Raw genomic sequence first — 23,041 nt, 5'->3', positions numbered from 1 at the left:
TGGCGGAGCCCTCCGGGGCCCCGCCGCCCAGACCCCCGCTAACCGATCACCCGCAGGCGGACGGGGCCGAACAGGCCCGTGGTGCGCTGGCCGGGGAAGACGAAGTGGGTGGGGCTGACCTCGTCCAGGTAGGGGGCCAGGGTGCCGAGGACGAGGATCTCGACGGCGTTGTCGCCGTCGTCCAGCTCGACGTCGAACACGTACGGGGAGCAGACGCGCACGCCGCAGGGCCGCCCGTTCACGCTCACCTCGGCGCTGCCCCTGACCCGGCCCAGGTCGAGCAGGCCGGGCCCGGAGCGGGCGGGCACCGTGGCCCGGTAGCGCACGCCGCCGCTGTACCCGGCCAGCCCCTGCTCCTCCCAGTCGCCCAGCCGCATCCGGCCGGGCCCGCAGGTGAACCGCACAGGCCCGGCCAGCGCCGCACCACCCTGCGCGCCCGGCGTGGTGTGCACGACGAGCTCGACCGGCGCGGTTCCAATCTGCCAGTGCACGTCGTACCGGCCCAGGGCGGTCACCTCGATGCCGGTCGCTCCGGGTGGCGGGTCGAGCAGGAAGCGCTCGGCGCGCGGGCGGGCGCCGGGGACCGCGAACCCGGCCGGCAGCGCGACGGGGCCGCCGTCCAGCCAGCCCGCCTCCGGCAGCGGGTGCGGCCGGGGCAGCAGCCACAGGGCGGCGGGATCCCCGTACTGGCGCCGTCGTACGCGGGCCGCGGGCGACCAGCCGGGCCCGGAGACCACCAGCCCGTCCACCAGCACCCAGCCCTCGGACTCGACGCGTACGGTGTTGGGCCCCTCGCGCAGCAGGCGGGTGACGTCGTAGCGGCGCACGCGCGGGATGTCCGCCTCCGCGTACGGGTCGAACCCGCCCTGCCTGCCCGCCTCGGCACCGTTCACCAGCACCCGGCAGAACGCGGTGGACGCCACCTGCAGCACCGCCGGCCGCCCGCCCTCGTCCACGTGGACGACCGTCTCCAGGGGCGTGCCCGCGATCCACTCCGGCCGGATCGCGTCGGCCGGGTCGGCCACCAGGCACGCGTACGCCCGCAGATCCAGCTCCTCGTCCGGCACCAGCAGCAGCTCCAGCAGGTGCTCACCCGCCGGAAGAGGCGAACGCGCGACGGCGCAGTAGCCGCGGTCGTCGAGCGGTAGCTCAGCGCCGTCCACCCGGAGCGTCTTGGCCGCACCCGCGCCGAGCGCGAGCCGGCCGCCGCCCGGCGGGACGGTGACGACCGTGCGGAAGCGCACCTCCGTCCCCGCCGCGACCCGCCCGAACGCCAGGAACTCGACCGGCACCCGCCCCTTGGGCCCGAGCGTCTCGCGGTGCACGGCGTCCTTGCGCAGCCCGCGCGAGGCCGACCAGACGGAGGGCGCCCACGGCCCGTCGCCGATCCGCTGCTCGCCGCGCGGCCCGAACGTCACGTCCACCGGCTCGCCGTCCGGCGTCCGCAACGTCCAGCACTCGACGCCCTCGCCAGCGGTTCCGAAGTCGGACCAGGTGTCGTCCAGGGTGGGGACCAGCTCGACGTCCCAGGCGTCGCCGAGGTCCAGCTCCACCGGGTACGCGGGCCGCGGCGCGGGTTCGGCGTCGGTGCCGTCGAACACCAGCAGCGCGGCGGGCCCGTCGTCGAACGGCACGACCACCCGCACGGTGTCGCCCTCGCGGGTGTGCGGCAGCGGCACGGGATCGCCGCCGGCGAAGGGGCGCAGCAGCAGCGGCGTGCCGGTGACGCCTCTCACGGTGACCGGCAGCTCGCGCGCGTACCGGGCGGGCTCGAAGTCGATGACCGCGTCCAGCCAGCCCAGCTCCACCCCGCGCTCCTCGGGCCGGCCGACGCGGATGCGGCTGGCCATGGGGAACGCCGCGGGCAGGAACACCAGCGTGGTCTCGCCGTCCTCCCGCACCAGCGCGGGCACGGCCGCCTCGACCCGCCGCTCCAGCCCTTCCAGCACCTCCCCCACCCGCTCGGCGGACGCCACAAAACGGGCACCCCCCGCTGCGACAACCGCTCCCAGCACCGACGCACCGGACGACACAGCCCCGCCCAACACCGAAGCGCCCGATGACTCGGCCCCGCCTGGCTCCGGTGCGCCGACCACGACGAGCAGGCCGCCCCGTTCGGCGAACTCGGCTAGCCGGGCGGCGACCTCCTCGTCCAGGGTCGTGACGGCGGGCAGGATGATCGCCCGGTACGCCTCCGTGGCGACACTCAGCCGCCCGTCCTTGACGACCGCCCGCCGCACCGACTCCTCGTCGATCACGTCCGCGTCGAACCCGAGCCGATCCAGCACCCCGGGCGAGGTGGCGAACCAGGCCATGTTCCCCACCAGCTCCCGGTACACCTCCTGCGCCAGCACCGCCGCCGCGCCGGCGGCCCCGTCCGGCCCCACCCCGGCCTGGGCGGTGGCGGTGGGCAGGAGGACGGCCACGTCGCACGCGTGCCGCCCGAGCGACAGCGCCGCGCACAGCCGCGTGACGGCCGCGGCGAAGACCCGGTAGTGCCGCCAGTACGGCTGCCGCCAGTCGGTGGACGGCGGCGCCCACTCCCACCAGCCGCGCTTGGTCGTGTAGTAGACCGCGTGCGGGTTGTAGAGGGTGGCCCCGGCCCGCAGCCACGGCAGCAGCCAGTCGAACGTCTCCTCCAGCGTGCCGCCCCACCCGCTGGAGTGGAACGCCTCGATCCAGGTGCGCGAGCGCCCGTACAGGTGGGCGAGGGAGGAGTGCAGCCGGGCGTCGCCGTGGTGGTCGGAGCCGGGCGCGCCGAACCAGCGGTGGGTACGCGGGTAGTCGGCGTACAGCCGCACCCCGTCCACGGGATGCCCGGCGCGGGCCGGGTCCTGCTGGTCGCAGCCGTGCACCAGCCCATGCCGGGAGTGCCACTCGGCCAGCGGCCGGAAGAACGCCTCCTCGGCCAGCTCGGCCCGGGTGAGCTGGTACGCCCAGAGGTCCTCCGCCGAGTACGGCCGCCCCCTGCGGGCGAGGTGTTCCTCGGCGAAGCGGGCGGACCAGGTGGGCAGCGCCGGCAGCTCGTCCTGGAACGACCCCGCGATCACCTTGCCGAACCAGTGCCCGACCCGCCGTTCGAACTCGCCGTGCACCCGGTCGAGCAGCACCGCGCACGCCTCGCGCGACAGGTAGTCGAAGCCCCGCGTGCCGACGGTCCCGCCGGGCGACAGCCACTGCCCGGCGAACTCGGGCCGCTCCTGCACCAGCCGCGCCTGGAGGTCGGCCCCGGAGAAGCCGAGCTGGTCGTAGAACCACAGGTACGCGCCCAGCTCGTACGCGTCGGCGCACACCCCGTCCAGCAGCTCCCACCACGGCTCGGACAGGAACGGCGGGTCGTCGGCTCCGGCCCCGAACATCGGCCCGGAGGGGGCGAGGTTGAGGATGACCAGGTTGTGCACTCCCCCGGCGACCAGCCGCTCCATCTGCCAGCGCAGCCGGTCGCGGCGCAGCGGCTCGCCGCTCCACCACCAGATGGCGGCCGGCGAGTACGCCCGCGGCGGCTCGCGGAACACTTCGAAGACGTTCATCCCTTGAGCCCGCTCGCAAATCCCTTGATGACGTAGCGCTGCAGCGCCAGGAACACCAGCACGATCGGCAGCGCGCCGAGCACGAGCCCGGCGAAGACGAGGCCGTGCTGGGAGACGTACTGTCCGACGTAGGCGAACACGCTGACCGGCACCGTCTCGTAGCCGGACCCGCCGAGGTAGACCAGCGGGGTGAAGAAGTCGTTCCAGATGAAGACGGCGTTGAGGATCAGCACGGTGCCGGTGATGGGCCGCAGCAGCGGGAAGACCACGCGGGTGAACGCCGTCAGGTGGGTGGCGCCGTCGATCTGGGCGGCGCTGGCGTACTCGCGGGGCAGCGCCCGGATGAAGCCGGTGTAGAGGAAGACGGTGAACGGGAGCTGGATGCCGGTGTAGAAGAGGATCATCCCGGCGTGCGTGCCGATCAGCCCCAGGTCGTTGACCAGCTCGTACAGGGGGATCATGCCGAGCTGGAAGGGCAGCACGATGCCCAGCAGGAACAGCACGTACAGGCCGTAGCCGAGGCGGGTCTGGACGCGGGCCAGGAAGTAGGCGGCGAACGAGCCGAGCGCGATGAGCGCGACCAGGCTGGCCGCGGTGATCACGGTGCTGTTGACCAGCGACGGGCCGAGCGCCGCCGCCGACCAGGCGCCGGCGAAGTTGTCGAAGGTGGGCGGGTCCGGCGGGGCGAGCGGCGAGCGCGCGATCTGCCCGGGGTCCTTGAGGGCCAGCGAGACCAGCGTGTAGACGGGGAACAGGAACGCCACCGCCACCGCGATCATGACGATCTCCAGCACGAACGTCCTTCTCACACCGCCACCTCCCGGCTGCGCAGGTAGTAGACCTGGACGAGGGACACCGCGGCCACGAACAGCGCCAGCACCAGGGCGACGGCGGTGCTGTAGCCGAACTTGCCGAAGACGAACGCCTGCTTGTACAGCACCGTGGACAGCGTCTCGGTGGCGTAGCCCGGGCCGCCGTTGGTGGCGGCGAAGACCTGGTCGAACAGCTTGAGCCCGCCGATCGTGGAGAGCATCAGGTTGATCGTCAGGGCGGGGGCCAGCAGCGGCCAGGTGACGTAGCGGAAGCGCTGCCCGGTGCCCGCGCCGTCGATCATGGCGGCCTCGTGCAGCTCGCGCGGCACGCCTTCGAGCCCGGCCAGGAAGATGACCATGGAGTAGCCGGCGTTCTGCCACACGACCATGCCGGCGATCGACCACAGGGCGATCGACGGGTCGCCGAGCCAGTCCACCTCCAGGCCGAGCAGCCCGTTGAGGCCGGCCGACGGGTCGGGGTTGTAGATGTACTTCCACAGGAAGGCCACCATGACGGGGCTGACGACGACGGGCGCGAAGAAGATGACGCGCAGCAGGGCGCGGCTCCTGAGCTTGGCGTGCACGCCCAGCGCGAGCAGCAGGCCGACGCCGTTCTGCACCACGACGATGGCCACGGTGAGCAGCAGCGTGTTGCCGATCGAGCCCATGGCCTGCTCGTCGCCCAGCAGGGTGCGGAAGTTCTCCAGGCCGACGAACGACATGTCGCGGCCGATGCCGCTCCAGTCGGTGAAGGCGTAGACCACGCCGGCCACGGCCGGGTACAGCACGATCAGCGCGTACACGGCCAGGGCGGGCGCGGCGAACAACCAGGAGGGGGAGGCCGCGGAGAAGCGCCGCCGCCGGACGTGCGCGGGGCGGGCCCGGCCCGCGGTTACGGGAGTCACTTGCGGTAGGCCTCGTCCATCTTCTTCAGCGCCTCGTCGATCGTGGACTCGCCGGCCAGCAGCTCCTGGACGACGGCGAAGTGCACGGGCTGGACCTCGGCGTTCGGCCAGCGCTGGTCCATGAAGGGCACGGCGCGGTCCTTGGTGAAGGGCAGGAACGACTGGACGGCGGGGTCGATGGTGGAGCTCGCGTCCTGGGTGAGCGGGATGGCGGCGATGGCCTTGGCCCAGGCGTTGATGTTCTCCTGGCGGCCGAGGAAGTCGATGAACGCCTTGGCCTGCTCGGCGTTGCGGCCCTTGGCCGAGGCGCCGAGCCCGACGACGACGCCGGCCGGGATCCACACCTGGGCGGCGTCGTCGGCGCCGGGCAGGGGGAACATCGACAGGTCGTCGGGCGAGGAGGCGGCCTTGCGGAAGTCGGGCAGGACGGCGGAGACCTGGACGGCCATGGCGGCCTTGCCGGTGGCCACCATGGAGGTCTGCTGCTCGAAGGTCGTGCCGTTCGGCTTGTCGTTGAAGTAGCCGCGTTTCTGCAGCTCCAGGTACATCTCCATGGCCTGGCGCCAGCCGGAGTCCGCGAAGGTGGCCTGCCCGGCGAGCTGCTTGTCGTCGAACGTGGGGTCCTTGGCGTAGACGGTGGAGGGCACCAGCGCGTACGTGATGAGCTGGGTGACCCAGGGCGTCTGGGCGCCCAGCGCGATCGGCGTGACCCCGGCCTTCTTCAGCTTGTCGCACACGGCGAGGAACTCGCTCCACGTGGTGGGCGGCGCGTCGATCCCGGCCTGCTGGAAGACCTTCTTGTTGTAGACGGCGCCGATGACCGAGGAGCCGGCCGAGTACAGGTAGGTCTTGCCGTCGAGCTGGAAGGCGGGCTTGAACCCGGCGGGGATCGTCTGCGTCCAGGGCTGCGCCGACAGGTCGGCCAGCAGGCCGGCCTGGGCGATCTGGGTCATGGACATGGCGCTGCCGTTGCCGGGGAAGACGACGTGCAGGTCGGGGGCGTTGCCGGCGCCGAGCTGGGTGCGCACGGAGGTCTGCACCTGGTCGGTGGGCGCGTAGGAGGCCGTGATGCGGACGGCGGGCGTGGCCTTGGCGTAGGCGGCGGTCAGCTCGTCCATCGGCGTCTTCTGGTCGGCCACGCCGATGAACTTGAGCTCGGTGGTGGCCCCGCCACCGCCGCCGGTGGTGGCGGTGGTCTCCGGTCTGGTGGAGCAGGCCGTGGTGGCGAGGGTGGCCGCGGCCAGACCGCCCATCATGCGCAGGAACTGGCCGCGGCTGACCCTGGCGTGGTGCAGCAGGTCGGTCATGTCGCTGTCTCCTCGGTCGTGCGAAGTGCTGAGATCCCCCGAGAACGCCCGGCGGTCAGGAAGCCGGGCGGCTATGCGAACGTTTTAATACTTGTTAAATTAACAGTCAATCATGTTAAAAGTAGCGGTGGGTGGAGGGTACGAGTCGCCCGAGCGGGGTGTCAAGGGTAGGATGCGCAGCCGTCCGAACAGGGTGGAGACATTGGTGAATTCGCGTCAGCACACCTCCAGCAGGTCCACGCGATGGCAGGGCATGGCCGAGCACATCGTGCGCCAGGGCTCCGTTTCCGTGACCGAGCTCGCCGAGAGCTTCGGCGTGAGCCTGATGACCGTCCACCGCGACCTCGACGAGCTCGAGCGCCAGGGCATGGTGCGCAAGGTCAGGGGCGGCGCGACCGCCCAGGCCAGCAACGTCTGGGAGAGCAACATCGCCTACCGGCTCAAGGCCCACACGGCGGAGAAGGACGCGATCGCCAGGGTCGTGGCCGGCCTGATCGAGCCGGGCAGCTCGGTGATGCTCGACGACTCGACGACGGCCCTGGCCGTCGCCCGCCACCTGGGCGAGCTGGCCCCGCTGACCGTGGTGACGAACTTCCTGGAGGCGATCAGGCTGCTGGCCGCCGAGCGCGACCTCCGTCTCATCGCGCTGGGCGGTGAATATCACGCCACCCATGACTCGTTCCTCGGGCTCGGCTGCGTGGACGCGGTCGAGGCCGTGAACGTCGACCTGGTGGTGGTGTCCACCTCTGCGGTCACCGAGCAGTACGCCTACCACCAGGAGCAGGAGATCGTGCTGGTCAAGCGGGCGATGCTGCGCTCGGGCTCCCGGCGGGTGCTGGCCGTGGACGGCTCCAAGCTGGCCCGCGTGGCGCTGCACCGGGTGGCGCCGCTGGACGACTTCGACGTGGTGGTGGTGGACGCCGGCGCGCCCGCCGAGCTGCTCCAGCGGCTGCGCGACCACCACGGGGACGTCCGGGTGGCAGAGATGTAACGCCTGGATGCGTTATTTGTAACTTGTATCTTGTTAAGAGCGTGCCTGCTTGCTAGAAAGTGAGGGCTTCGTCCCCCAGCCTAGGAAGCAGCATGCCGCACCCTTCACGCCGGGGATTCCTCGGTTTAGGCAGCGCCGCCTTCGCCCTGGCCTTCACGACCGGCCTGGCCGACCCCTGGACCGCCCCCGCCTCTGCCGGCACGGCCGACTACCCCTTCCAGCTCGGCGTCGCCTCCGGTGACCCGCTCCCCGACCGGGTGATCCTGTGGACCCGCCTGGCGCCCAAGCCCCTGGAGCCGCTCGGCGGGCTGCCGTTCAACAGGATCCGGGTGGACTGGGAGCTCGCCGAGGACGAGGGCTTCACCCGCCGCGTCCGCTCCGGCTCGGCCTGGGCCACCCCCGAGTACGGCCACTCGGTGCACGTGGACGCCAAGGGCCTGCGCCCCGGCCGCGAGTACTTCTACCGGTTCCGCTCCGGCGGCGAGCTCAGCCCCGTCGGCCGTACCAAGACCGCACCGGCGCCGCGCAGCAGCCCGGAGTCGCTGCGCCTGGCGTTCGCCTCGTGCGCCTCCTGGCAGGACGGCTACTACACCGCCTACCGCCACCTCGCCGACGAGAACCCCGACGTGGTCTTCCACCTGGGCGACTACATCTACGAGTACGGCATCGTCCCCATGGGCGGCAACCGCAACACCCCGGTGCCCGAGCAGTTCCGGGTGCAGTGCGACACGCTCGACCGCTACCGCGTGCAGTACGGCCTCTACAAGAGCGACCCGGACCTGCAGGCCGCCCACCACCGCGCGCCGTGGATCGTCACCTGGGACGACCACGAGGTGCTCGACAACTGGGCCGGCCGCTTCGGCCCGGGCGGCGAGGTGACCGAGCAGGACTACCTGGTGATCCGCGCCAACGCCTTCCGCGCCTTCTGGGAGAACATGCCGGTCCGCGTCCCCTCGATGGAGGGCCCGGACGCGCGCATCTACCGCCGCTTCACCTTCGGCGACCTGGCCGAGTTCAACGTGCTCGACACCCGGCAGTACCGCGACGACCAGGTCTGCGGCGACGGCCAGCAGGTGGACTGCGCCGACCGGCTGGACCCGGCCCGCCAGATGCTCGGCGACGAGCAGGAGCGCTGGCTGCTCGACGGACTCGGCGCCTCCCGCGCCAGATGGAACGTGCTGGCCCAGCAGATCGCCATGATGCAGCTCGACTACGACCCCGGCCCCGCGCAGCGGCTCAGCATGGACCTGTGGGACGGGTACAGGTCCGCCAAGGACCGCCTGCTCACCGGCCTGGCCGAGCGCCAGGTGAGCAACCCCGTGGTGCTGACCGGCGACATCCACTACAACCTCGCCGGCGACCTCAGGACGAACTTCGACGACCCCGCCTCGCCCGCCGTCGGCGTCGAGTTCGTCTGCACCTCGATCAGCAGCGGCGGCAACGGGAACCCGAACACGGGCGTGCCGCCGGGCGGCTCGGACCCGGCCAACCCGCACCTGCGTTTCTCCAGCTACCAGCGCGGCTACGTCTCCTGCGAGGTCACCCGCGGCCAGTGGCGCTCGGACTTCAAGGCCGTCCCGTACGTGGACCGCCCCGGCGCCCCCGTCTCCACCCGCGCCAGCCTGGTCGCCCTCGACGGCGCGCCCGGCCTCCAGGTGCTCTAGGAAGGAGCCGATCATGCGTGTTCTCGCCGCCGCCCTGGCCGTCGCCGCCACCGTGACCACCACGGCCGCCGCTCACGATCCCGAGCCGTCGCCACCGGCGGCCTCGGTCAAGGTCGAGGCGGGCGTCTCCAAGGGCACCGGCAGGCTCACCCCCGTCGCGGGCGCGGCCGAGCTGGTGGCCCCGCTCGGCGTGGACCCGGCCTGCCCCGCCAAGCTCAGGATCGGCATGCGCAGCGACGCCCGCAAGGCCGCGTACGCCACGATGCGGGTGGAGCTGGACCCGCCGCTGACGGCCTCCCGCGCGATGCTGACCAGCTACCTCCCGCCCGGCTACCAGGTCGGCGCGAACCTGCTGGTCGCCGTCCCGCCCGGCACCCAGCAGGGCACGTACGGCCTGCGCCTGCGCACGCCGGACCGCACGCTGGAGGTGCCGGTCGAGGTCGTGCCCGTGGACGGCCTCGACAACGGCGGCAACCTCGCCCTGCGCCGCCCCGTCACCGCCTCCTCCCAGCACGTCAACGCCAACTACCCGCCGTGCAGCGTCGCCGACGGCGACCGCTCCTCCAACGGCTGGGCCGGCGGCAACGGCTGGAACGACGCGACCGCCAGGGCCTGGCCCGACACGCTGGCCATCGCGCTGGGCGGGGCCCGGCAGGTCTCCCGCGTGGACCTGTTCACGCTGGACACCGAGCGCTATCCCGCCTCCAGGTACGGGCTGCGCGACTGGGACGTGCAGGCGCAGGTGGCCGGCCAGTGGCAGACGGTCGCGCAGGTACGCGGCAACACCGCGGGAACGGCCCGCTCGGACTTCGCCCCCGTCAGCGCGGACGCCGTCCGCATCGTCGCGCTGGCCTCGAACGGCGCGAACGACTACACGCGCGTCATCGAGGTCGAAGTGCGCTGAAAGGAGTTAACCGTGAACACTCTCCCCCGTATCACCCCGCGCCGCGTCAAGGTGGGCCTGGTCGCCGGAGGGCTGGGGGCCTACTGGCCGCAGTTCCCCGACCTGCTGCCGCAGCTCCAGCGCTCCGCGGAGCGGGTCTCGGCGCGCATGCGCGGCTTCGACGCGGAGATCGTGGACGTGGGCTTCATCTCCGACGCCCGGGAGGGGGACGAGGCGGCCGAGAAGCTGCGGGCCGCGGGCTGTGACCTGATCGTCGGGTTCCTGACGACGTACATGACGGCCACCATGCTGGTGCCGATCGCGCAGCGCAGCGGCGCGCCCATGCTGCTGATCAACCTGCAGCCGACGGAGTCGATGGAGCACGCCACCTTCGACACCGGCCAGTGGCTGGCCTACTGCGGCGCCTGCCCGCTGCCCGAGATGGCCAACGCGTTCACCCGCGTCGGCGTCCCGTTCCGCTCGGTCTCCGGCTACCTGGAGGACGAGCGGGCGTGGGAGCGGATCGGCCGCTGGATCAGGGCGGCGGGCGTGCGCGCGGCGCTGCGTCACGGGCGGCACGGCCTGATGGGGCACCTGTATCCGGGCATGCTGGACGTGGCCACCGACCTGACGCTGGTGAGCGCCAACTTCGGCGGTCACGTGGAGGTGCTGGAGTTCGACGACCTGCGCGTGCGTACGGAGAAGGTCACCGACGCCGAGACCGGCGAGCGGGTGGCGCTGGCACGGGAGGTGTTCGAGCTGGCCGACTCGGTGAACGAGGAGGACCTGGCGTGGGCGGCCCGCGTGTCGGTGGGCCTGGACCGGCTGGCCGAGGACTTCGGGCTGGACAGCCTGGCCTACTACCACCGCGGCCTGGACGGCGAGGTGCACGAGCGGCTGGGCGCGGGCATGATCCTCGGCGCGTCCCTGCTCACGGCCCGGGGCATCCCGGCGGCCGGGGAGTACGAGCTGCGTACCTCGCTGGCCATGCTGATCATGGACCGGCTGGGCGGCGGCGGCTCGTTCACCGAGCTGCAGGCGCTCGACTTCGCCCGCGGCCACGTGGAGATGGGCCACGACGGCCCCGCCCACCTGGCGATCAGCTCCCGCCGGCCGCTGCTGCGCGGGCTGGGCGTGTACCACGGCAAGCGCGGCTGGGGCGTGTCGGTGGAGTTCGACGTCAAGCGCGGCCCGGTGACCGCGTTCGGGCTGCGGCAGGCCAGGGACGGGAGCTTCGGCTTCGTCGTGTCGGAGGGCGAGGTCGTGGCGGGGCCGCTGCTGCAGATCGGCAACACGACGTCCCGGGTGGACTTCGGCTGCGACCCCGGCGAGTGGACGGACGCGTGGAGCGCCAGCGGCATCTCCCACCACTGGGCCCTGGGCACCGGCCACCGCCTGGCCGACCTGCGGGCGGTCGCCGACCTGATGGGGGCGGAGGTGACGCACGTCCAGCCCTGAGCGGGCGCGCCGAGCACCCGCGTGCACGGACCCGGCCAGGGCACGTGCACGCGACCGCCCAGGGTAGGCTCGGCCTCATGGCGATCGGCAGCTTGTTCCTCTGACCCCGGCCCGCGCGGAGCGGCGGGGCACGCGCCGGCCTCCGGCGGTGCTCCGCGGTTCGACCATGCGCTCCTGACCCCCGGTCAACCGCTGGCTTCCAGAGAAACGAGCACCTCACCATGACTTCCGTGCGCCCGACGCACCCCTTCGCCGTCCTCGGCACCCTCGACCCCCGGGACCCGCGCCTGGACGACCTCGACCCCCTGCGCGCCGTCGTGGAGGGCGCCCAGGTCGTGGCCGTCGGCGAGGGCGCCCACTTCGTGCACGAGTTCGCCCTCGCCCGCGCCCGGCTGATCCGCTACCTGGCCGACCGCCACGGCTTCGACGTCCTGGCCCTGGAGATGGGGACGGCCGAGGCCGCCGCCGTCGGGCCCTGGCTGGCCGGCGACGGCGACGAGGGCGACCTGCCCGGGCTGCTTCCCCAGCACAGCCTCAACCTGTTCGGTGAGCTGCTGCGCCACCTGCGCCACCTGCGGGCCGGCGGCGCGCGCCCGTTCCGGATCGTCGGGATCGACCTGCCCAACACCCTCACCCTGCTCCCCGACCTCGACCCGGTCGCCGCGTACCTGCGGGAGGTGGACCCCGCGACCGCCGGCCTGATGACCGGCCTGCTGCGGACGGCCGCCGAGATCACCGGCGGCTCCGCCGCCGCGTCCGCCCCGCAGTGGGCGAGCCTCGAACCGGACCGCCAGGAGGCGATGACGGCCGGCCTGGCGAGGCTCGCGCTGCGGATGGACGCGCTCGAACCGCTCCACGCCGGCAGCGGCGGCCAGGACCGCTTCGACACCGCCCGCCTGCACCTGGAGGCGGCCCGCCACACCGACTACATGCTGCGGGCGATGAGCAACCTGTTCGCCGGGACCGGGATGGCCGACGACACCTCGATCCGCGACCGCTACATGGCCACCTGCCTGCGGTGGCACCTCGCCCGCACCGCCCCCGACGCCAGGGTCGTCGTGGTCGCCCACAACAACCACATCCAGAAGACCCCGGTCACGTACGAGGGCTACCCGACGGCCCTGCCCATGGGGTACCACCTCGCCCGCGACCTCGGCCCGCGCTACCGCGCCGTCGGCCTGACCCACACCGCCGGCGAGATCCCGGAGATGAGCTGGCCCGCACCGGAGGGCTCCACGCTCGGCTTCACCGTCGAGCCCGTCCCGCTCGATCCTCCGGCGCCAGGCAGCGTGGAAGGGGCGCTCGCCGAGGCGGGCCTGGCCTCCGACATCACCCTGACCGACCTGCGCTCGCCCAGCCCGGTGGTGGCGTCGCTGGAACGCATGCGATCGCAGGGCGCGACCATGGACCTGCCGGTCGCCCGGTCCTTCGACGCGATCCTGACCGTGCCGACCGCGACGCTCGACCCCAGCACCACCTTCTAGTCCCGTGGCCTGGCTCTCATCACCCACTCCCTTATCGCCGTTCTAAGTCAGAACGCCGTTCAAAATTTGGAAGCCGTGCTCTTACGCTGCGGTGTAGGTTGTCAGCGTGCAGGAGCAGACACCGGGGCGCAGGGCACGGCTACGGGCGCAGACCACCGAGGAGATCAAGACCGTCGCGCTCAAACACCTCTCCGAGGGCGGCCCCGACGCCGTGTCGCTGCGGGCGATCGGCCGCGAGATGGGCATGAGCGGCAGCGCCGTCTACAGCTACTTCGAGACCCGGGACGCGTTGATCACCACGCTGATCAGCGACATCTACACCTCGCTGCTCGACCAGGTGGAGGCCGCCCGCGACGCGGTCGCCGCCGGCGACGTCGCCGGCCGGATCATGGCGTGGGGGCACGCGGTACGCACCTGGTCGCTGGCCAACCCCGAGGGCTTCCGGCTCATCTACGGCGACCCGGTCGCCGGCTACCAGGCCCCGGCCGGCGGGCCCGCCCCGGAGGCCGCCAAGCGCGCCTGCCTGGGCCTCACCGAGCTGGCCGCCGCCGCCTGGCCGCACGCCAGGGCCACCCAGCCCGACACCGGCCACCAGTGGGCCGACTTCTCACCGGCGCTGGCCGCCACCGTCCGCGAGCACCTGCCCGACCTGCCCCCGGCGGCCGTCGCCCTCGCGCTGCGCCTGTGGGGCCGCATGCACGGGCTGATCTCCCTGGAGGTGTACGGCCACCTCGGCCCCCAGACCGGCGACCCCGCCAAGCTCTACCACGCCGAGCTGCTCGACCTGGTCAGGTCGCTGAACCTGACACCGGAGAATTCCTGAGAAACGCCGGTCACCTTCCTTCCGCGCGATCCGTCAGTGGAGTGACGAACCGCTGAAGCTGCGAAGGGAACACCTCATGACCACGTCCCGTCTGCCCAACCCCGCCACGCTCGTGCCCGAGCTCGGCCAGGTCGGCGCGGCGCTGTTCAAGGCCGCCGCCAACGGCTCCGTCCCGCAGACCACGATCGGCCTCGTGCAGCTGCGGGCCGGTCAGATCGTCGCGAACACGTACCTGACCATGCTGCACACCGGCAACCTGCGCAAGGCCGGGGTGACCGAAGAGCGCATCACCGCCGTGGCGTCCTGGCGCGACGCGCCGTACTTCACCGGCGCCGAGCGGGCCGCGCTGGCGCTGGTGGACGCCGTCCTCACGGCGAACCCGTCCGGCGAGCGCGTCCCGGACGAGCTGTACGCCGAGGCGTCCGCGCACTACGACGACAAGGCGCTCGCCACGCTCTGCATGGCGATCGGCCAGGTCTGCTTCTTCCTCCCGCTGGCCCTCATCGGCAGGCCGCTCCCCGGCGTGGCGCCCGCCGAGCAGTGGCGGGACTGACACCCGGGTGAGACTGTGAGCCCCGTCCGGGACGAGCCGGCCGGGGCCCGCCTAGGCGACCAGGGGCTGCTCGTCCAGCTCCGTCAGCGTCACCGTGCACAACCCGCCACGCCCGGCGCGCCGGGCGCACCGCGATCACCGGCGAGGGCACCGCGGCCGTGGCCAACGACGAGCCGCCGGCTCCTCCGCGGCCAGGGCCAGGCTCTTCGAGCTGTACGTGCCGCGCGAGTTCAAGCTGCTGCACGACACCGACGACGCGCGTTACCTGCTGGGCCTGCCGAACAAGTTCGACCTGTTCAGCCCGTACTGGCCGGGCCGGTGACCCCATCGCCCCTGGCCGGTGGCGGGGGCGCCAGGAGGGTCGAGCGGGCGGCCCGCGAGCAGGTCCGCGTGCGCCCGCCGCAGGTCGCGGTTCGGCTCCACACCCAGCTCGCGGGCGATGGCGGCCCGGATGCGGCCGTACCAGCGCAGCGCCTCGGCCTGGCGGCCGCACCGGTCGAGCGCGACGAGCAGGCGCAGGCACAGGGACTCGCGCAGCGGGTGGCGGGTGACCTGCTCGCTCAGCTCCGGCACCGTGTCGCTCGCGCGGCCGGCGAGGATGTCCAGCTCGGCCCGCCGTTCCAGGGCCGTGAGGTGACGCTCGGTCAGGCGGGGCGCCTGGATCTCCTCCAGCCAGCGCGAGCTCACGCCCTCGAACGGCTGGCCCCGCCACAGCTCCAGGGCCTGCTGGATCAGCTCGCGCTCGCGCGGGGATCCCCGCTCGGCGGCGGCGCGGTCCAGGGTCCGCTCGAAGCGCAGCGCGTCCACGGCGTCGGGGGCGGCGCGGAGCAGGAGGCCGTCCTGGCGGGTCTCGATCCACTCCCGCCCGAGCGCCTCGCGCAGCCGGGCCGCGTAGATCTGCAGGCAGCGGCGGCTGTAGCGGGGCTGCGCGTCCGACCAGACCGCCTCGGCCAGCCGCTTCATGGACACGGTGGCCGAGGCTGACATGGCCAGCACGACCAGCAGCGTCCGCAGCTTGCCGGTGGTCAGCGGCACCGGCCGCCCGTCCACGGCGACCTCCATCACCCCGAGCACCCCCACCGTCAGCCCGCGCCGCACCTCACCCGCCTCCTCCCACGCGGACCCGCGCACCTCACCCGCCTCTTCACACACGGTCCCGCGCCGCACCTCACCCGCCTCCTTCCGCACGGACCCGCGCCGCCCCGCGGCCGTTCGCCCGGGCGGCGGCTCGTGCCCGGCCGCCGTCCCCGGTTCAACGGCGGGTCGCCGCCCAGGGCTGGTCACCGGGCCTCCTCGCGGTCGCGGCGGGCCGTGGCGAGCACGGCCGCCACCGCGGCCAGGACCAGGGCGGCCAGGATCCCGGCGACCGCCAGCGTGAGCCCGTCCGGGCGGGTCAGCGGCTGGCCGCGCAGCGCCTGCCAGAGCGTCAGCCCGGTGAAGGCGGCGTACCCGGCGGCGGCCACGAGGACCAGCCGCGTCCTGACCCGCTCCCCGCGCAGCAGGGTCGTCCGCCGGGCCATCGCCGCCAGCAGCAGGGCCAGCAGCGGCAGCGCCTGCAGCGCGTGGATGCCGACGAAGTGTGCCACCCGCAGGTCACCCCCGGTGGTGCTCCACCCCGTGACCTGCATGATCGGCCCGCCGTCCAGCACGCCCACGCTGTGCCTGCCGATGATCCCGCCGAACCCGCCCTCGCGCATCGCCGCCCGCTGCGCCTCGGTCGGCCTGGTCATCAGGAACGCCATTCCGATGCCGAGCAGGGAGATGGCGGCGCCCGACCGGACCGCCCAGGTGAGCGTCCTGCCGCCGATCTCGCGGCGGATCAGGAAGAGGGCGACCACGATGTTGGCGAGCCAGAGCACGGTGATCGAGGTGCCCATGACGCCCCACAGGATCCCGTCGAGCGGGGTGGCGACGTTGAAGTGGCTCTGGCGGCCCCTGATCACCTGGGCGACGATGATCGCGTACTCGACCGCCAGGGCGGCCGCGATGACCGTCGCCGGCCACCGGACGAGCCGGCGGTGCGGCAGGTAGGTCACCAGCCACGACCACGTCACCGCGTACAGCACGATCGACACCGCGAACTTGAACGGTTTGCCCCAGATCGGCGCGCCCACCAGCACGCGGCCGTCGAGCGCGAGGCCGGCGAGCGAGATCGCCACGAACGGCGCGGTGACGGCCGCGACCAGCAGCAGCGGCCGGTGCCAGGTCCCCGGTCCCGGGGTGGTTCGCTCGCGCATGTGGTCACCCCCTGGTGTCGTCGCCGAGCGCGAAGGCCTGCCGACAGCATCGGTGCCGAGCGGGGCGAGATGATCGGGATGGCGGGCGGCTCGTCCGTTCCTCTGGGGATCCTGTCCGTACGGCTCTGCTCCCCTCCCGCGGGCCTTACGGTGGTTCCATGGTGGAGCCGCTGATCGTCGTGGTGGCCTATGACGGCATCGAGCTCGTCGACGTCGCGTCCGTGACGTCCGGGTTCGACTACGCGAACCGGCTGGGGGCGAGCCCGGCGTACCGGGTGATGCTGGTGACCCCGCTCGGGCGGCCGGTGCGCTGCGACTCGGGGCTGGAGCTGCGCGGGCAGGGCCGCCTCGACGGCGTGGACGGCCCGATCGACACGCTGATCGTCTCGGGCGGGCAGGGGCACGAGGCCGCCGCCGCCAACCCGCGGCTGGTCGGCCAGGTCATGCGGCTGGCCGGGCTGTCGCGGCGGGTGGCGTCGGTGTGCACCGGGGCGACCGTGCTGGCCGCCGCCGGCCTGCTCGACAACCGCCGGGCCACGACCCACTGGTACGAGGCCGCCCGGTTCGCCGCGCGTTTCCCGAAGGTGAACGTGGATCCGGCACCGATCTTCGTCAGGGACGGCGAGGTCTCGACGTCGGGCGGGGTCACGGCGGCCCTCGATCTCACGCTGTCCTTCGTCGAGGAGGACCACGGGCCCGAGATCGCCCGCCGGGTGGCCATGGGCATGGTCACGTACCTGCAGCGGCCGGGCGGGCAGACGCAGCTCAGCCTGTTCACCAACCTGCCGCGTTCCGACCAGGCGGTGGTGCGGCGGGTCATCGACCACATCATCGGCAACCTGGACGGCGATCTCGGCGTCGCCCGGCTGGCCGCGCTCGCCGGGGTGAGCGAGCGGCACCTCAACAGGCTGTTCGCCGAGCACGTGGGCAGGACCCCGTCGCGGCTGGTCCGCGACATGCGCATGGAGGTGGCCTCCCACCTGCTGACCAGGACGAGCGAGCCGCTCGCCGCGATCGCGCGCCGCTGCGGCTTCGCCTCCGCCGAGACCTTCCGCCAGGCGTTCGTGGCCTGGGCCGGCGTCCCGCCGTCGCAGTTCCGCGCGGCCGAACGCTGAAGCGAGCGCTGAATGCGCGTGCGGCTCCCGGACCCGGAGCCGCACGCGCGGACCTCAGTCTCCTGTGATCACGAAGGCCCTCGGTTGATCACGAAGGTCCTCCTGTGATCACGAAGGTCCTCCCGTGATCACGAAGGTCCTCCCGTGATCACGAAGGTCGAGCCCGGCTCCTTGACGATGTCGCCGGTGGCCGAGTTCGTGATGGTGACGCCGGTCAGGGTGGCGCTGCCGCGGGCGCTGCCCTGGGCCAGGATGCCGGCGCCGTTGTTCGACCTGTCGATGCGGACGTTCGTGATGGCGACGTTCGGCATGTTGCCGCCACCGCCCTTGAACTGGATGCCGTCGTAGGTCGAGTCGTGGATCTCGGTGTCGCGGATGGTCACGCCGGTGATGTCCCGGTTCTGGGCGAAGAGTGTGATGGCGCCGAACTTCTGCGCCTCACCCCAGAAGACGCCGCCGCACCGGTACAGCGCGTTCCCGGCGATCAGCGTCTGGCCGGAGAACGGCAGGGGGTTGTGGTCGGTGGCGAGCATGATGCCGGGGTAGTTCATCGTGTCGTAGATCAGATTGTTCTCGATCTTGTTGTTGTAGCCGCCGTAGATCGCGATGCCGTTGGCCCGCCACGGAAGCTGCACGGTGTTGTTGACGAACTGGTTGTCGTGGGCGATGTCCACCGACGGGTCCTTCACGTACGGGTTCGCCCAGACGGCCAGCGAGTCGTCGCCCGTCGTGCGGAACGAGGAGTTGAAGACCCGCGAGTTCCGGGTGCCGTTGCTGAAGTTGATGCCGTCGGCGTAGGTGTTGCGGATACGCATGCCGCTGAACTGCAGCCCGTCGGCCGGCCCCCACAGCTCGGGGATGTTGTCGTAGTCGCGGCCGACCCAGACGCCCACGTTGGCGTGCTCGATCCAGACGTTCGAGATCTTCGTGTTCTGGCCGAACCGGCCGTTCAGCCCGACCCCGCCCTCGGCGCCGCCGGGGCCGCCGCGGATGCGGCCGGAGCCGAAGATGGCCAGGTCGGAGATCTGCACGTTGTCGTCGATGTCGAAGCCGAAGTTGCCCTCGTGCGGGTGGTTGATGCCGCCCGTGGCCAGGTGCGGCTCGGTCAGGGTGTAGAGCTGGGAGTGCCACATGCCCGCGCCGCGGATCGTGACGTCGCTGATGCCGACCTGGTTGTACGGGCCACGGTTCAGCGGGTCGTCGGTGAGGATCTTCTTCTCCTGGCGCCACTGGCCCGGCGGGATCCACACGCAGTCGATGACGCCGTTCTGGTCGTCGGTGACCGCCTGCTGGATGGCGGCGGTGTCGTCGTTGCCGTCGCCGGGCGCGGCGCCGTACTCGGTGATCGAGGTGCACGCGGCCGGCTTGGTGGCCGGTGGCGCCACGTCCTCCAGGTCGATCAGGTCGATGATGTAGAAGGCGGCGCTGTCGCCGGCGTCCCGCTGGAGGCGGAACTTCGTACCGGCCGGGTACGAGCGCGACAGCAGCGCGTTGGACTCGTCGAACAGCCGCCTGGCGTCGGCCTGCGGCGTGTTGGTCAGCGCCTCCGGGTCGTCGCTGGTGCCGTACAGCCAGCTGTGCTTGGAGGAGAGGGTGAGTTTGCGGGCGAACGTCCCGTCGATGTAGAGGCTGATCGTGGCGTCGATGCCGCCGCCGCCCGGCGCGTCCGGGATCGAGTTGCGCACGACGATCGAGTTGGCGGGGCTGGTGGAGGTGAACTCGACGTACTGGCCGGTGTTGTCGAGCCGCACGGACTTCCTGCCGGAGGACTCGGTGGCGAAGTTGGTGTGGCCGAACGTGCGCAGCGGGTCCGCCTGGAGCAGGGTGCCCTGGTAGGCGGCGGCCTCGGCCTCGTACTCGACGTACGGCACCGAGGCGCCACGGCCGACGGTGATCGCCTGCGAGAGCGTGTTGTTGCTCTCGTCGGTCTCGGTGACGGCGCCGGTCGCGTCGGCGGTGGCGGTGATCGTGGCGCCGCCGGTGGTGGCGGTCCAGCCGCCGGTCATGGCCACGTTCGCCGTCGCGCCCGCGGCGATCGGGGCGGTGTCCGTGTTGAGCGTGGTGCCGCCCACGGCCACGCGGGTGACCGTGGTCGCGCCGGTCGTGGTCGTGCCGCGGTTCTTCACGGCCACGGTGAACGTGACCCGCGCGCCGGCGGCGGGGTTGGGCGGGGTGGCGGTGATGCCCAGCACCTGGAGGTCGGGGCCGGGGGCTTCGGCGATCACCAGGGACGTGGGCGCGGTGAAGGCGTTGTTGGCCTCGTTCTGCTCGGGGACCTCCTGCTCCTCGTCCACCTTGGCCGAGACCTGATAGACGCCCGCCTGCCTTGTCCCGATATTTGCGGACACGGTGGTGGACGCTCCGGCGGCCAGGGCGGCCACGCCGGCGCTGCCCACCTTGGTGGGGCCCGCGTAGAGGTTCACCGACGTGGCGGCGGAGGCGGCGGTGCCGGCGTTCCTGATCGTGGCGGACAGCGTGATCGCGGTCGTCGCGGTGGGCGAGGCGGGCGTCCAGGTGAGCCCGGTGACGACGAGGTCGGGGTTGGGCGCCGGGGTGCCGTAGATCTGGAACTCGGCGACCTGGCCGCTGGGGGCGCCGGAGTTGGCGGTGAACTGGAGCCGTACGTCGGCGACCTTGCCGGTGACCGGGACGGTCACGCTGTTGCCGGTGGCCGGGTCGAAGGTGTAGGTGGCCTGGGCGACGAGGGTGGTGAAGGTGGAGGCGTTCTGCTCGCGGCCGAGCACCTGGAGGGTCTGGGTGCGGCGGCCCCAGGCCGGGTCGGGGTTGAGCTTGAGCACGATGGAGGTCAGGTCGGCGTTGGCGCCGAGCTGGGCGGTCAGGGTGGCCGGGTAGGCGGCGCCCTCCCAGTAGGTCTGCAGGTTGTCGTCGTTGGCGTTGGCGGCGGCGTAGGTGTGGGTGTGCCCGGACTCCGTCAGCGTCTTGCCGAGGGCCAGGTTGTCACCAGGGTTGCCGGGATTGCCGGGAGCGCTGCCCCAGACCTCCAGCTCGGAGAGCTGGCCGGCGGGCCAGCCGGAGTTGGCGGTGATGTGCACGCGGACGTGGCGGGCGGTGGTGCCGGGGGGCAGGGTGATGGTGGCGGCCGGGCTGATGGTGTGGGTGGCCGCGGCGGCGATGGTGGTGAAGCTGGTGCCGTTCGTGCTGCCCTGGACGCTCAGCGTCTCGGTGCGGCTGGGCCAGCCGGTGGGCAGTTTGAGCACCACCTTGCTGAGGCCGGCGGTGGCGCCGAGGTCGACCTGGATCCACTGCGGGAAGGCGTTGTTGGCCGATTCCCAGTAGGTGGCCTGGTTGCCGTCGGTGACGTTGGCGGCGCGGTAGACGCCGGTGAAGCTGCTGGCGGTCGCCGTCTTGCCGGCGGCGAGGTTGGTGTCGGCCGCGGCGTGCGCGGCCGGTGCGGCGAGGAATCCGATGAGTAACGCAAGGGCGGCTAACAGTGCTCTCATGGGGGTGGCCCTCCGGGTAAGGCGGATGGCCGAACCATAGGATGTCGAGCAGATGGCCGCAATATTTCGACGAGATTGCGCAAAGAGATAACTTCAGCATCCCGCGGAATGAAGGATCTTCGCCCAGGTGGCGCCTACGAGCGCGTTTTCGGCTGACCCGCGGCGGAGCGCAAGCGGCTACGTCGGACGAGCGTAAGAAGACGCAAGACTTGCGCTCCGCGGCGGGTCAGCTTGCGGAGCCGTACGTCGGGCGGTGCAAGTGACGCGCTACAACCCCACGAGCGCGACGATCACGGACGTCAGCGCGATCGGCCCCATCACGGCCACCGTCACCACCGTCGCGGTGTGGCCGGGCAGCAGGCGGGCCAGGAGGCCCGAGGCGGCCCGCCGTACCGGACCGGCGCCGGGCAGCACGAACAGCCCCAGCGTGAACGCCCCGGCGGCCAGCGACTCGGCGTGGCTGGTGCTGAGCCGCCCGGCCAGGTGCAGCAGCCCCGCCGCGGCGATGCCGAAGGCCAGCGACAGGAGCAGGTGGCCCATCGCCACCATCGCGGCCCTGGTCAGCTCCGGCCGTTCCTCGGCGAAGTAGTGGTCGCCGGCGCGCAGGGCCAGCGACAGCGCCGCCACCACCAGGCCCACGACGACCGGCATGACGACGGTCAGCGCCACCAGCGTGACCAGCGCGAGCACCCCGACGAACCCGCTGCTCTTCAGGAACCGCCGCAGCTCGAACGGCTCCGCGGGCGGGCGAGGCGGCGCCGGGCGGCGCTCCTGCGGCGACTCGGCGTGCAGGGTGGGCGGCGGTGTCTCCTGTTCGCGCCGCCGGGCGTACTCGACCGGCGGGAGCAGGTCGGAGACGGTGTTCATGGCCACCGTACGGCCCCCGCGAGCCTGGGGCACGCGGCTGCCCGGGTCGAGCGCCCCGGCGGTCCGCAGCAGTTCCCGGGCGCCGGGGCGGGCCGACGGGTCGACCTGCAGCGCCCGGCTCAGCCAGTCGCGCAGCCAGGCCGGCGCCTTGTCGATCTGCGAGCGCCCCTCCATGGTGTTGAAGCAGACCGCCTCGAACGTGCCCGTGCCGAACGGCGGCAACCCCGTGGCTGCGAAGAACACCGTCGAGGCCAGCGCGTGCACGTCGGCCGCCTGCGTGATCTGCGAGCCGCGGATGATCTCCGGCGCCAGGTAGCCCGGCGTGCCGACGAACATCCCGCTCTGCGTCAGCCTGGCCGCGTCCACCAGGTGCGCGATGCCGAAGTCGATGACGAGGGGCCGCCCGTCGACCATCATGACGTTGGACGGCTTGAGGTCGCGGTGGATCACGCCGGCCGCGTGGATGTCCACCAGCGCCTGGCACAGCCCCTGCGCCAGCCTGATGACCTCGTGCGGCGGCAGCGGCCCCCCGGACAGCACGGTGTCCTCCAGCGTACGGCCGGGCGCGAACCGGGTCACCACGTACGGCCGGGCACCGGACAGCTCGGCGTCGAGCACCTCGGCGACGTACGAGCTGCGCACCCGGCGCATGGTCTCCACCTCGCGGAACAGCCGGTCGCGCGCCTTGAGGTCGGCGGCCACGTGCGGGTGCAGCACCTTGATCGCGACTTCCCGGCCCGCGGCGTCGAGACCGAGGTGGGCAACCCCCATGCCGCCCTCACCGATCTTCCTGACCATCCGGTAGGGGCCTAGATGCTCGTACGTCTGAGTGCTCATTCCCGGCGTCATCCTCCGTCTTCCCCCGTGTGCCGCGCCTTCCGTGTGCGTCGGCCCGCACATTCTCCCGCAAGCGCGTCCCCCAGAATGCACAGTAAGCGAAGATCTGTCCGA

The 23,041-nt window shown here is 72.4% G+C and carries 17 protein-coding genes; 9 read left to right on the top strand and 8 right to left on the bottom strand.

The window, feature by feature from the left end; translation table 11 throughout:
• Positions 1-38: 38 nt before the first annotated feature.
• From HD593_RS21190 to HD593_RS21175, 4 genes are read right to left on the bottom strand one after another with little or no spacing between them, the layout of a single operon-like run.
• Positions 39-3,530 carry a hypothetical protein gene (locus HD593_RS21190; RefSeq protein WP_185103875.1) on the bottom strand — a complete coding sequence of 1,164 codons (3,492 nt, stop codon included), beginning with the start codon at positions 3,528-3,530 and terminating at the stop codon, positions 39-41.
• Entirely contained in the window at positions 3,527-4,339 is an 813-nt protein-coding gene (locus HD593_RS21185; protein ID WP_312903593.1) for a carbohydrate ABC transporter permease, read from the bottom strand. The genes HD593_RS21190 and HD593_RS21185 overlap by 4 nt, the downstream gene beginning before the upstream one ends.
• The gene (locus HD593_RS21180) at positions 4,336-5,247 is read right to left on the bottom strand and encodes a carbohydrate ABC transporter permease (RefSeq protein WP_185103874.1); all 912 of its coding nucleotides are present in this window, start codon (positions 5,245-5,247) and stop codon (positions 4,336-4,338) included. Before HD593_RS21180 ends, HD593_RS21185 begins: the two co-directional genes overlap by 4 nt.
• A complete protein-coding gene (locus tag HD593_RS21175; RefSeq protein ID WP_185103873.1) occupies positions 5,244-6,554 on the bottom strand; it encodes an extracellular solute-binding protein in 1,311 nt (436 codons plus the stop codon). The genes HD593_RS21180 and HD593_RS21175 overlap by 4 nt, the downstream gene beginning before the upstream one ends.
• Positions 6,555-6,759: 205 nt before the next feature.
• On the opposite strand from HD593_RS21175, the gene HD593_RS21170 reads away from it, so the two are divergent.
• The 8 genes from HD593_RS21170 (at position 6,760) to HD593_RS21135 (ending at position 14,732) form a co-directional block, all read left to right on the top strand.
• Positions 6,760-7,545, top strand: a complete 786-nt coding sequence (locus HD593_RS21170; protein ID WP_312903591.1) for a DeoR/GlpR family DNA-binding transcription regulator — start codon at positions 6,760-6,762, stop codon at positions 7,543-7,545.
• 92 nt (positions 7,546-7,637) lie between these two features.
• Positions 7,638-9,209 carry an alkaline phosphatase D family protein gene (locus HD593_RS21165; protein ID WP_185103872.1) on the top strand — a complete coding sequence of 524 codons (1,572 nt, stop codon included), beginning with the start codon at positions 7,638-7,640 and terminating at the stop codon, positions 9,207-9,209.
• 13 nt (positions 9,210-9,222) lie between these two features.
• Positions 9,223-10,113, top strand: a complete 891-nt coding sequence (locus HD593_RS21160; RefSeq protein WP_185103871.1) for a discoidin domain-containing protein — start codon at positions 9,223-9,225, stop codon at positions 10,111-10,113.
• Positions 10,114-10,125: 12 nt separating this feature from the next.
• On the top strand, positions 10,126-11,550 hold the full coding sequence (locus tag HD593_RS21155) for an L-fucose/L-arabinose isomerase family protein (protein ID WP_185103870.1): 1,425 nt from the start codon (positions 10,126-10,128) through the stop codon (positions 11,548-11,550).
• 230 nt (positions 11,551-11,780) lie between these two features.
• Positions 11,781-13,034 carry an erythromycin esterase family protein gene (locus HD593_RS21150; RefSeq protein WP_221524866.1) on the top strand — a complete coding sequence of 418 codons (1,254 nt, stop codon included), beginning with the start codon at positions 11,781-11,783 and terminating at the stop codon, positions 13,032-13,034.
• Between the two features lie 106 nt (positions 13,035-13,140).
• Positions 13,141-13,857 carry a TetR/AcrR family transcriptional regulator gene (locus HD593_RS64420; protein WP_185103868.1) on the top strand — a complete coding sequence of 239 codons (717 nt, stop codon included), beginning with the start codon at positions 13,141-13,143 and terminating at the stop codon, positions 13,855-13,857.
• Between the two features lie 76 nt (positions 13,858-13,933).
• The gene (locus HD593_RS21140) at positions 13,934-14,410 is read left to right on the top strand and encodes a carboxymuconolactone decarboxylase family protein (protein ID WP_185103867.1); all 477 of its coding nucleotides are present in this window, start codon (positions 13,934-13,936) and stop codon (positions 14,408-14,410) included.
• Between the two features lie 94 nt (positions 14,411-14,504).
• Positions 14,505-14,732: a hypothetical protein gene (locus tag HD593_RS21135; protein WP_185103866.1), complete on the top strand. Its 228-nt coding sequence runs from the start codon at positions 14,505-14,507 to the stop codon at positions 14,730-14,732.
• On the opposite strand, the gene HD593_RS21130 is transcribed toward HD593_RS21135, so the two are convergent.
• Both HD593_RS21130 and HD593_RS21125 read right to left on the bottom strand, forming a co-directional pair.
• Positions 14,672-15,577, bottom strand: coding sequence for an AfsR/SARP family transcriptional regulator (locus HD593_RS21130; protein ID WP_185103865.1), 906 nt, complete (start codon positions 15,575-15,577; stop codon positions 14,672-14,674). The two genes, HD593_RS21135 and HD593_RS21130, sit on opposite strands and share 61 nt — an antisense overlap.
• Before the next feature lie 113 nt (positions 15,578-15,690).
• Positions 15,691-16,647 carry a hypothetical protein gene (locus HD593_RS21125; RefSeq protein ID WP_185103864.1) on the bottom strand — a complete coding sequence of 319 codons (957 nt, stop codon included), beginning with the start codon at positions 16,645-16,647 and terminating at the stop codon, positions 15,691-15,693.
• Positions 16,648-16,805: 158 nt separating this feature from the next.
• Between HD593_RS21125 and HD593_RS21120 the strand changes: the two genes are divergently transcribed.
• Positions 16,806-17,762 (top strand): GlxA family transcriptional regulator, encoded by a 957-nt coding sequence (locus tag HD593_RS21120; RefSeq protein ID WP_185103863.1) that lies wholly within the window; start codon positions 16,806-16,808, stop codon positions 17,760-17,762.
• A gap of 128 nt (positions 17,763-17,890) precedes the next feature.
• Here the strand turns inward: HD593_RS21120 and HD593_RS21115 are convergent, their stop codons facing one another.
• Positions 17,891-21,223, bottom strand: a complete 3,333-nt coding sequence (locus HD593_RS21115) for a CARDB domain-containing protein (protein ID WP_185103862.1) — start codon at positions 21,221-21,223, stop codon at positions 17,891-17,893.
• Positions 21,224-21,490: 267 nt separating this feature from the next.
• Positions 21,491-22,927 (bottom strand): serine/threonine-protein kinase, encoded by a 1,437-nt coding sequence (locus tag HD593_RS21110; protein WP_185103861.1) that lies wholly within the window; start codon positions 22,925-22,927, stop codon positions 21,491-21,493.
• Positions 22,928-23,041: the final 114 nt, after the last annotated feature.

Source organism: Nonomuraea rubra, assembly GCF_014207985.1.
GTDB classification, from domain to species: domain Bacteria; phylum Actinomycetota; class Actinomycetes; order Streptosporangiales; family Streptosporangiaceae; genus Nonomuraea; species Nonomuraea rubra.
Note: the sequence above shows the minus strand (reverse complement) of the source record. Positions and strands in the feature narration are given on the sequence as shown.

Excerpts from the sequence above, each read along its gene's own strand:
- HD593_RS21165 (WP_185103872.1), top strand. The coding sequence starts at position 7,638 with ATGCCGCACCCTTCACGCCGGGGATTCCTCGGTTTAGGCAGCGCCGCC.
- HD593_RS21115 (WP_185103862.1), bottom strand. The coding sequence starts at position 21,223 with ATGAGAGCACTGTTAGCCGCCCTTGCGTTACTCATCGGATTCCTCGCC.
- HD593_RS21125 (WP_185103864.1), bottom strand. The coding sequence starts at position 16,647 with ATGCGCGAGCGAACCACCCCGGGACCGGGGACCTGGCACCGGCCGCTG.
- HD593_RS21120 (WP_185103863.1), top strand. The coding sequence starts at position 16,806 with ATGGTGGAGCCGCTGATCGTCGTGGTGGCCTATGACGGCATCGAGCTC.
- HD593_RS21110 (WP_185103861.1), bottom strand. The coding sequence starts at position 22,927 with ATGAGCACTCAGACGTACGAGCATCTAGGCCCCTACCGGATGGTCAGG.
- HD593_RS21175 (WP_185103873.1), bottom strand. The coding sequence starts at position 6,554 with ATGACCGACCTGCTGCACCACGCCAGGGTCAGCCGCGGCCAGTTCCTG.
- HD593_RS21140 (WP_185103867.1), top strand. The coding sequence starts at position 13,934 with ATGACCACGTCCCGTCTGCCCAACCCCGCCACGCTCGTGCCCGAGCTC.
- HD593_RS21190 (WP_185103875.1), bottom strand. The coding sequence starts at position 3,530 with ATGAACGTCTTCGAAGTGTTCCGCGAGCCGCCGCGGGCGTACTCGCCG.
- HD593_RS21160 (WP_185103871.1), top strand. The coding sequence starts at position 9,223 with ATGCGTGTTCTCGCCGCCGCCCTGGCCGTCGCCGCCACCGTGACCACC.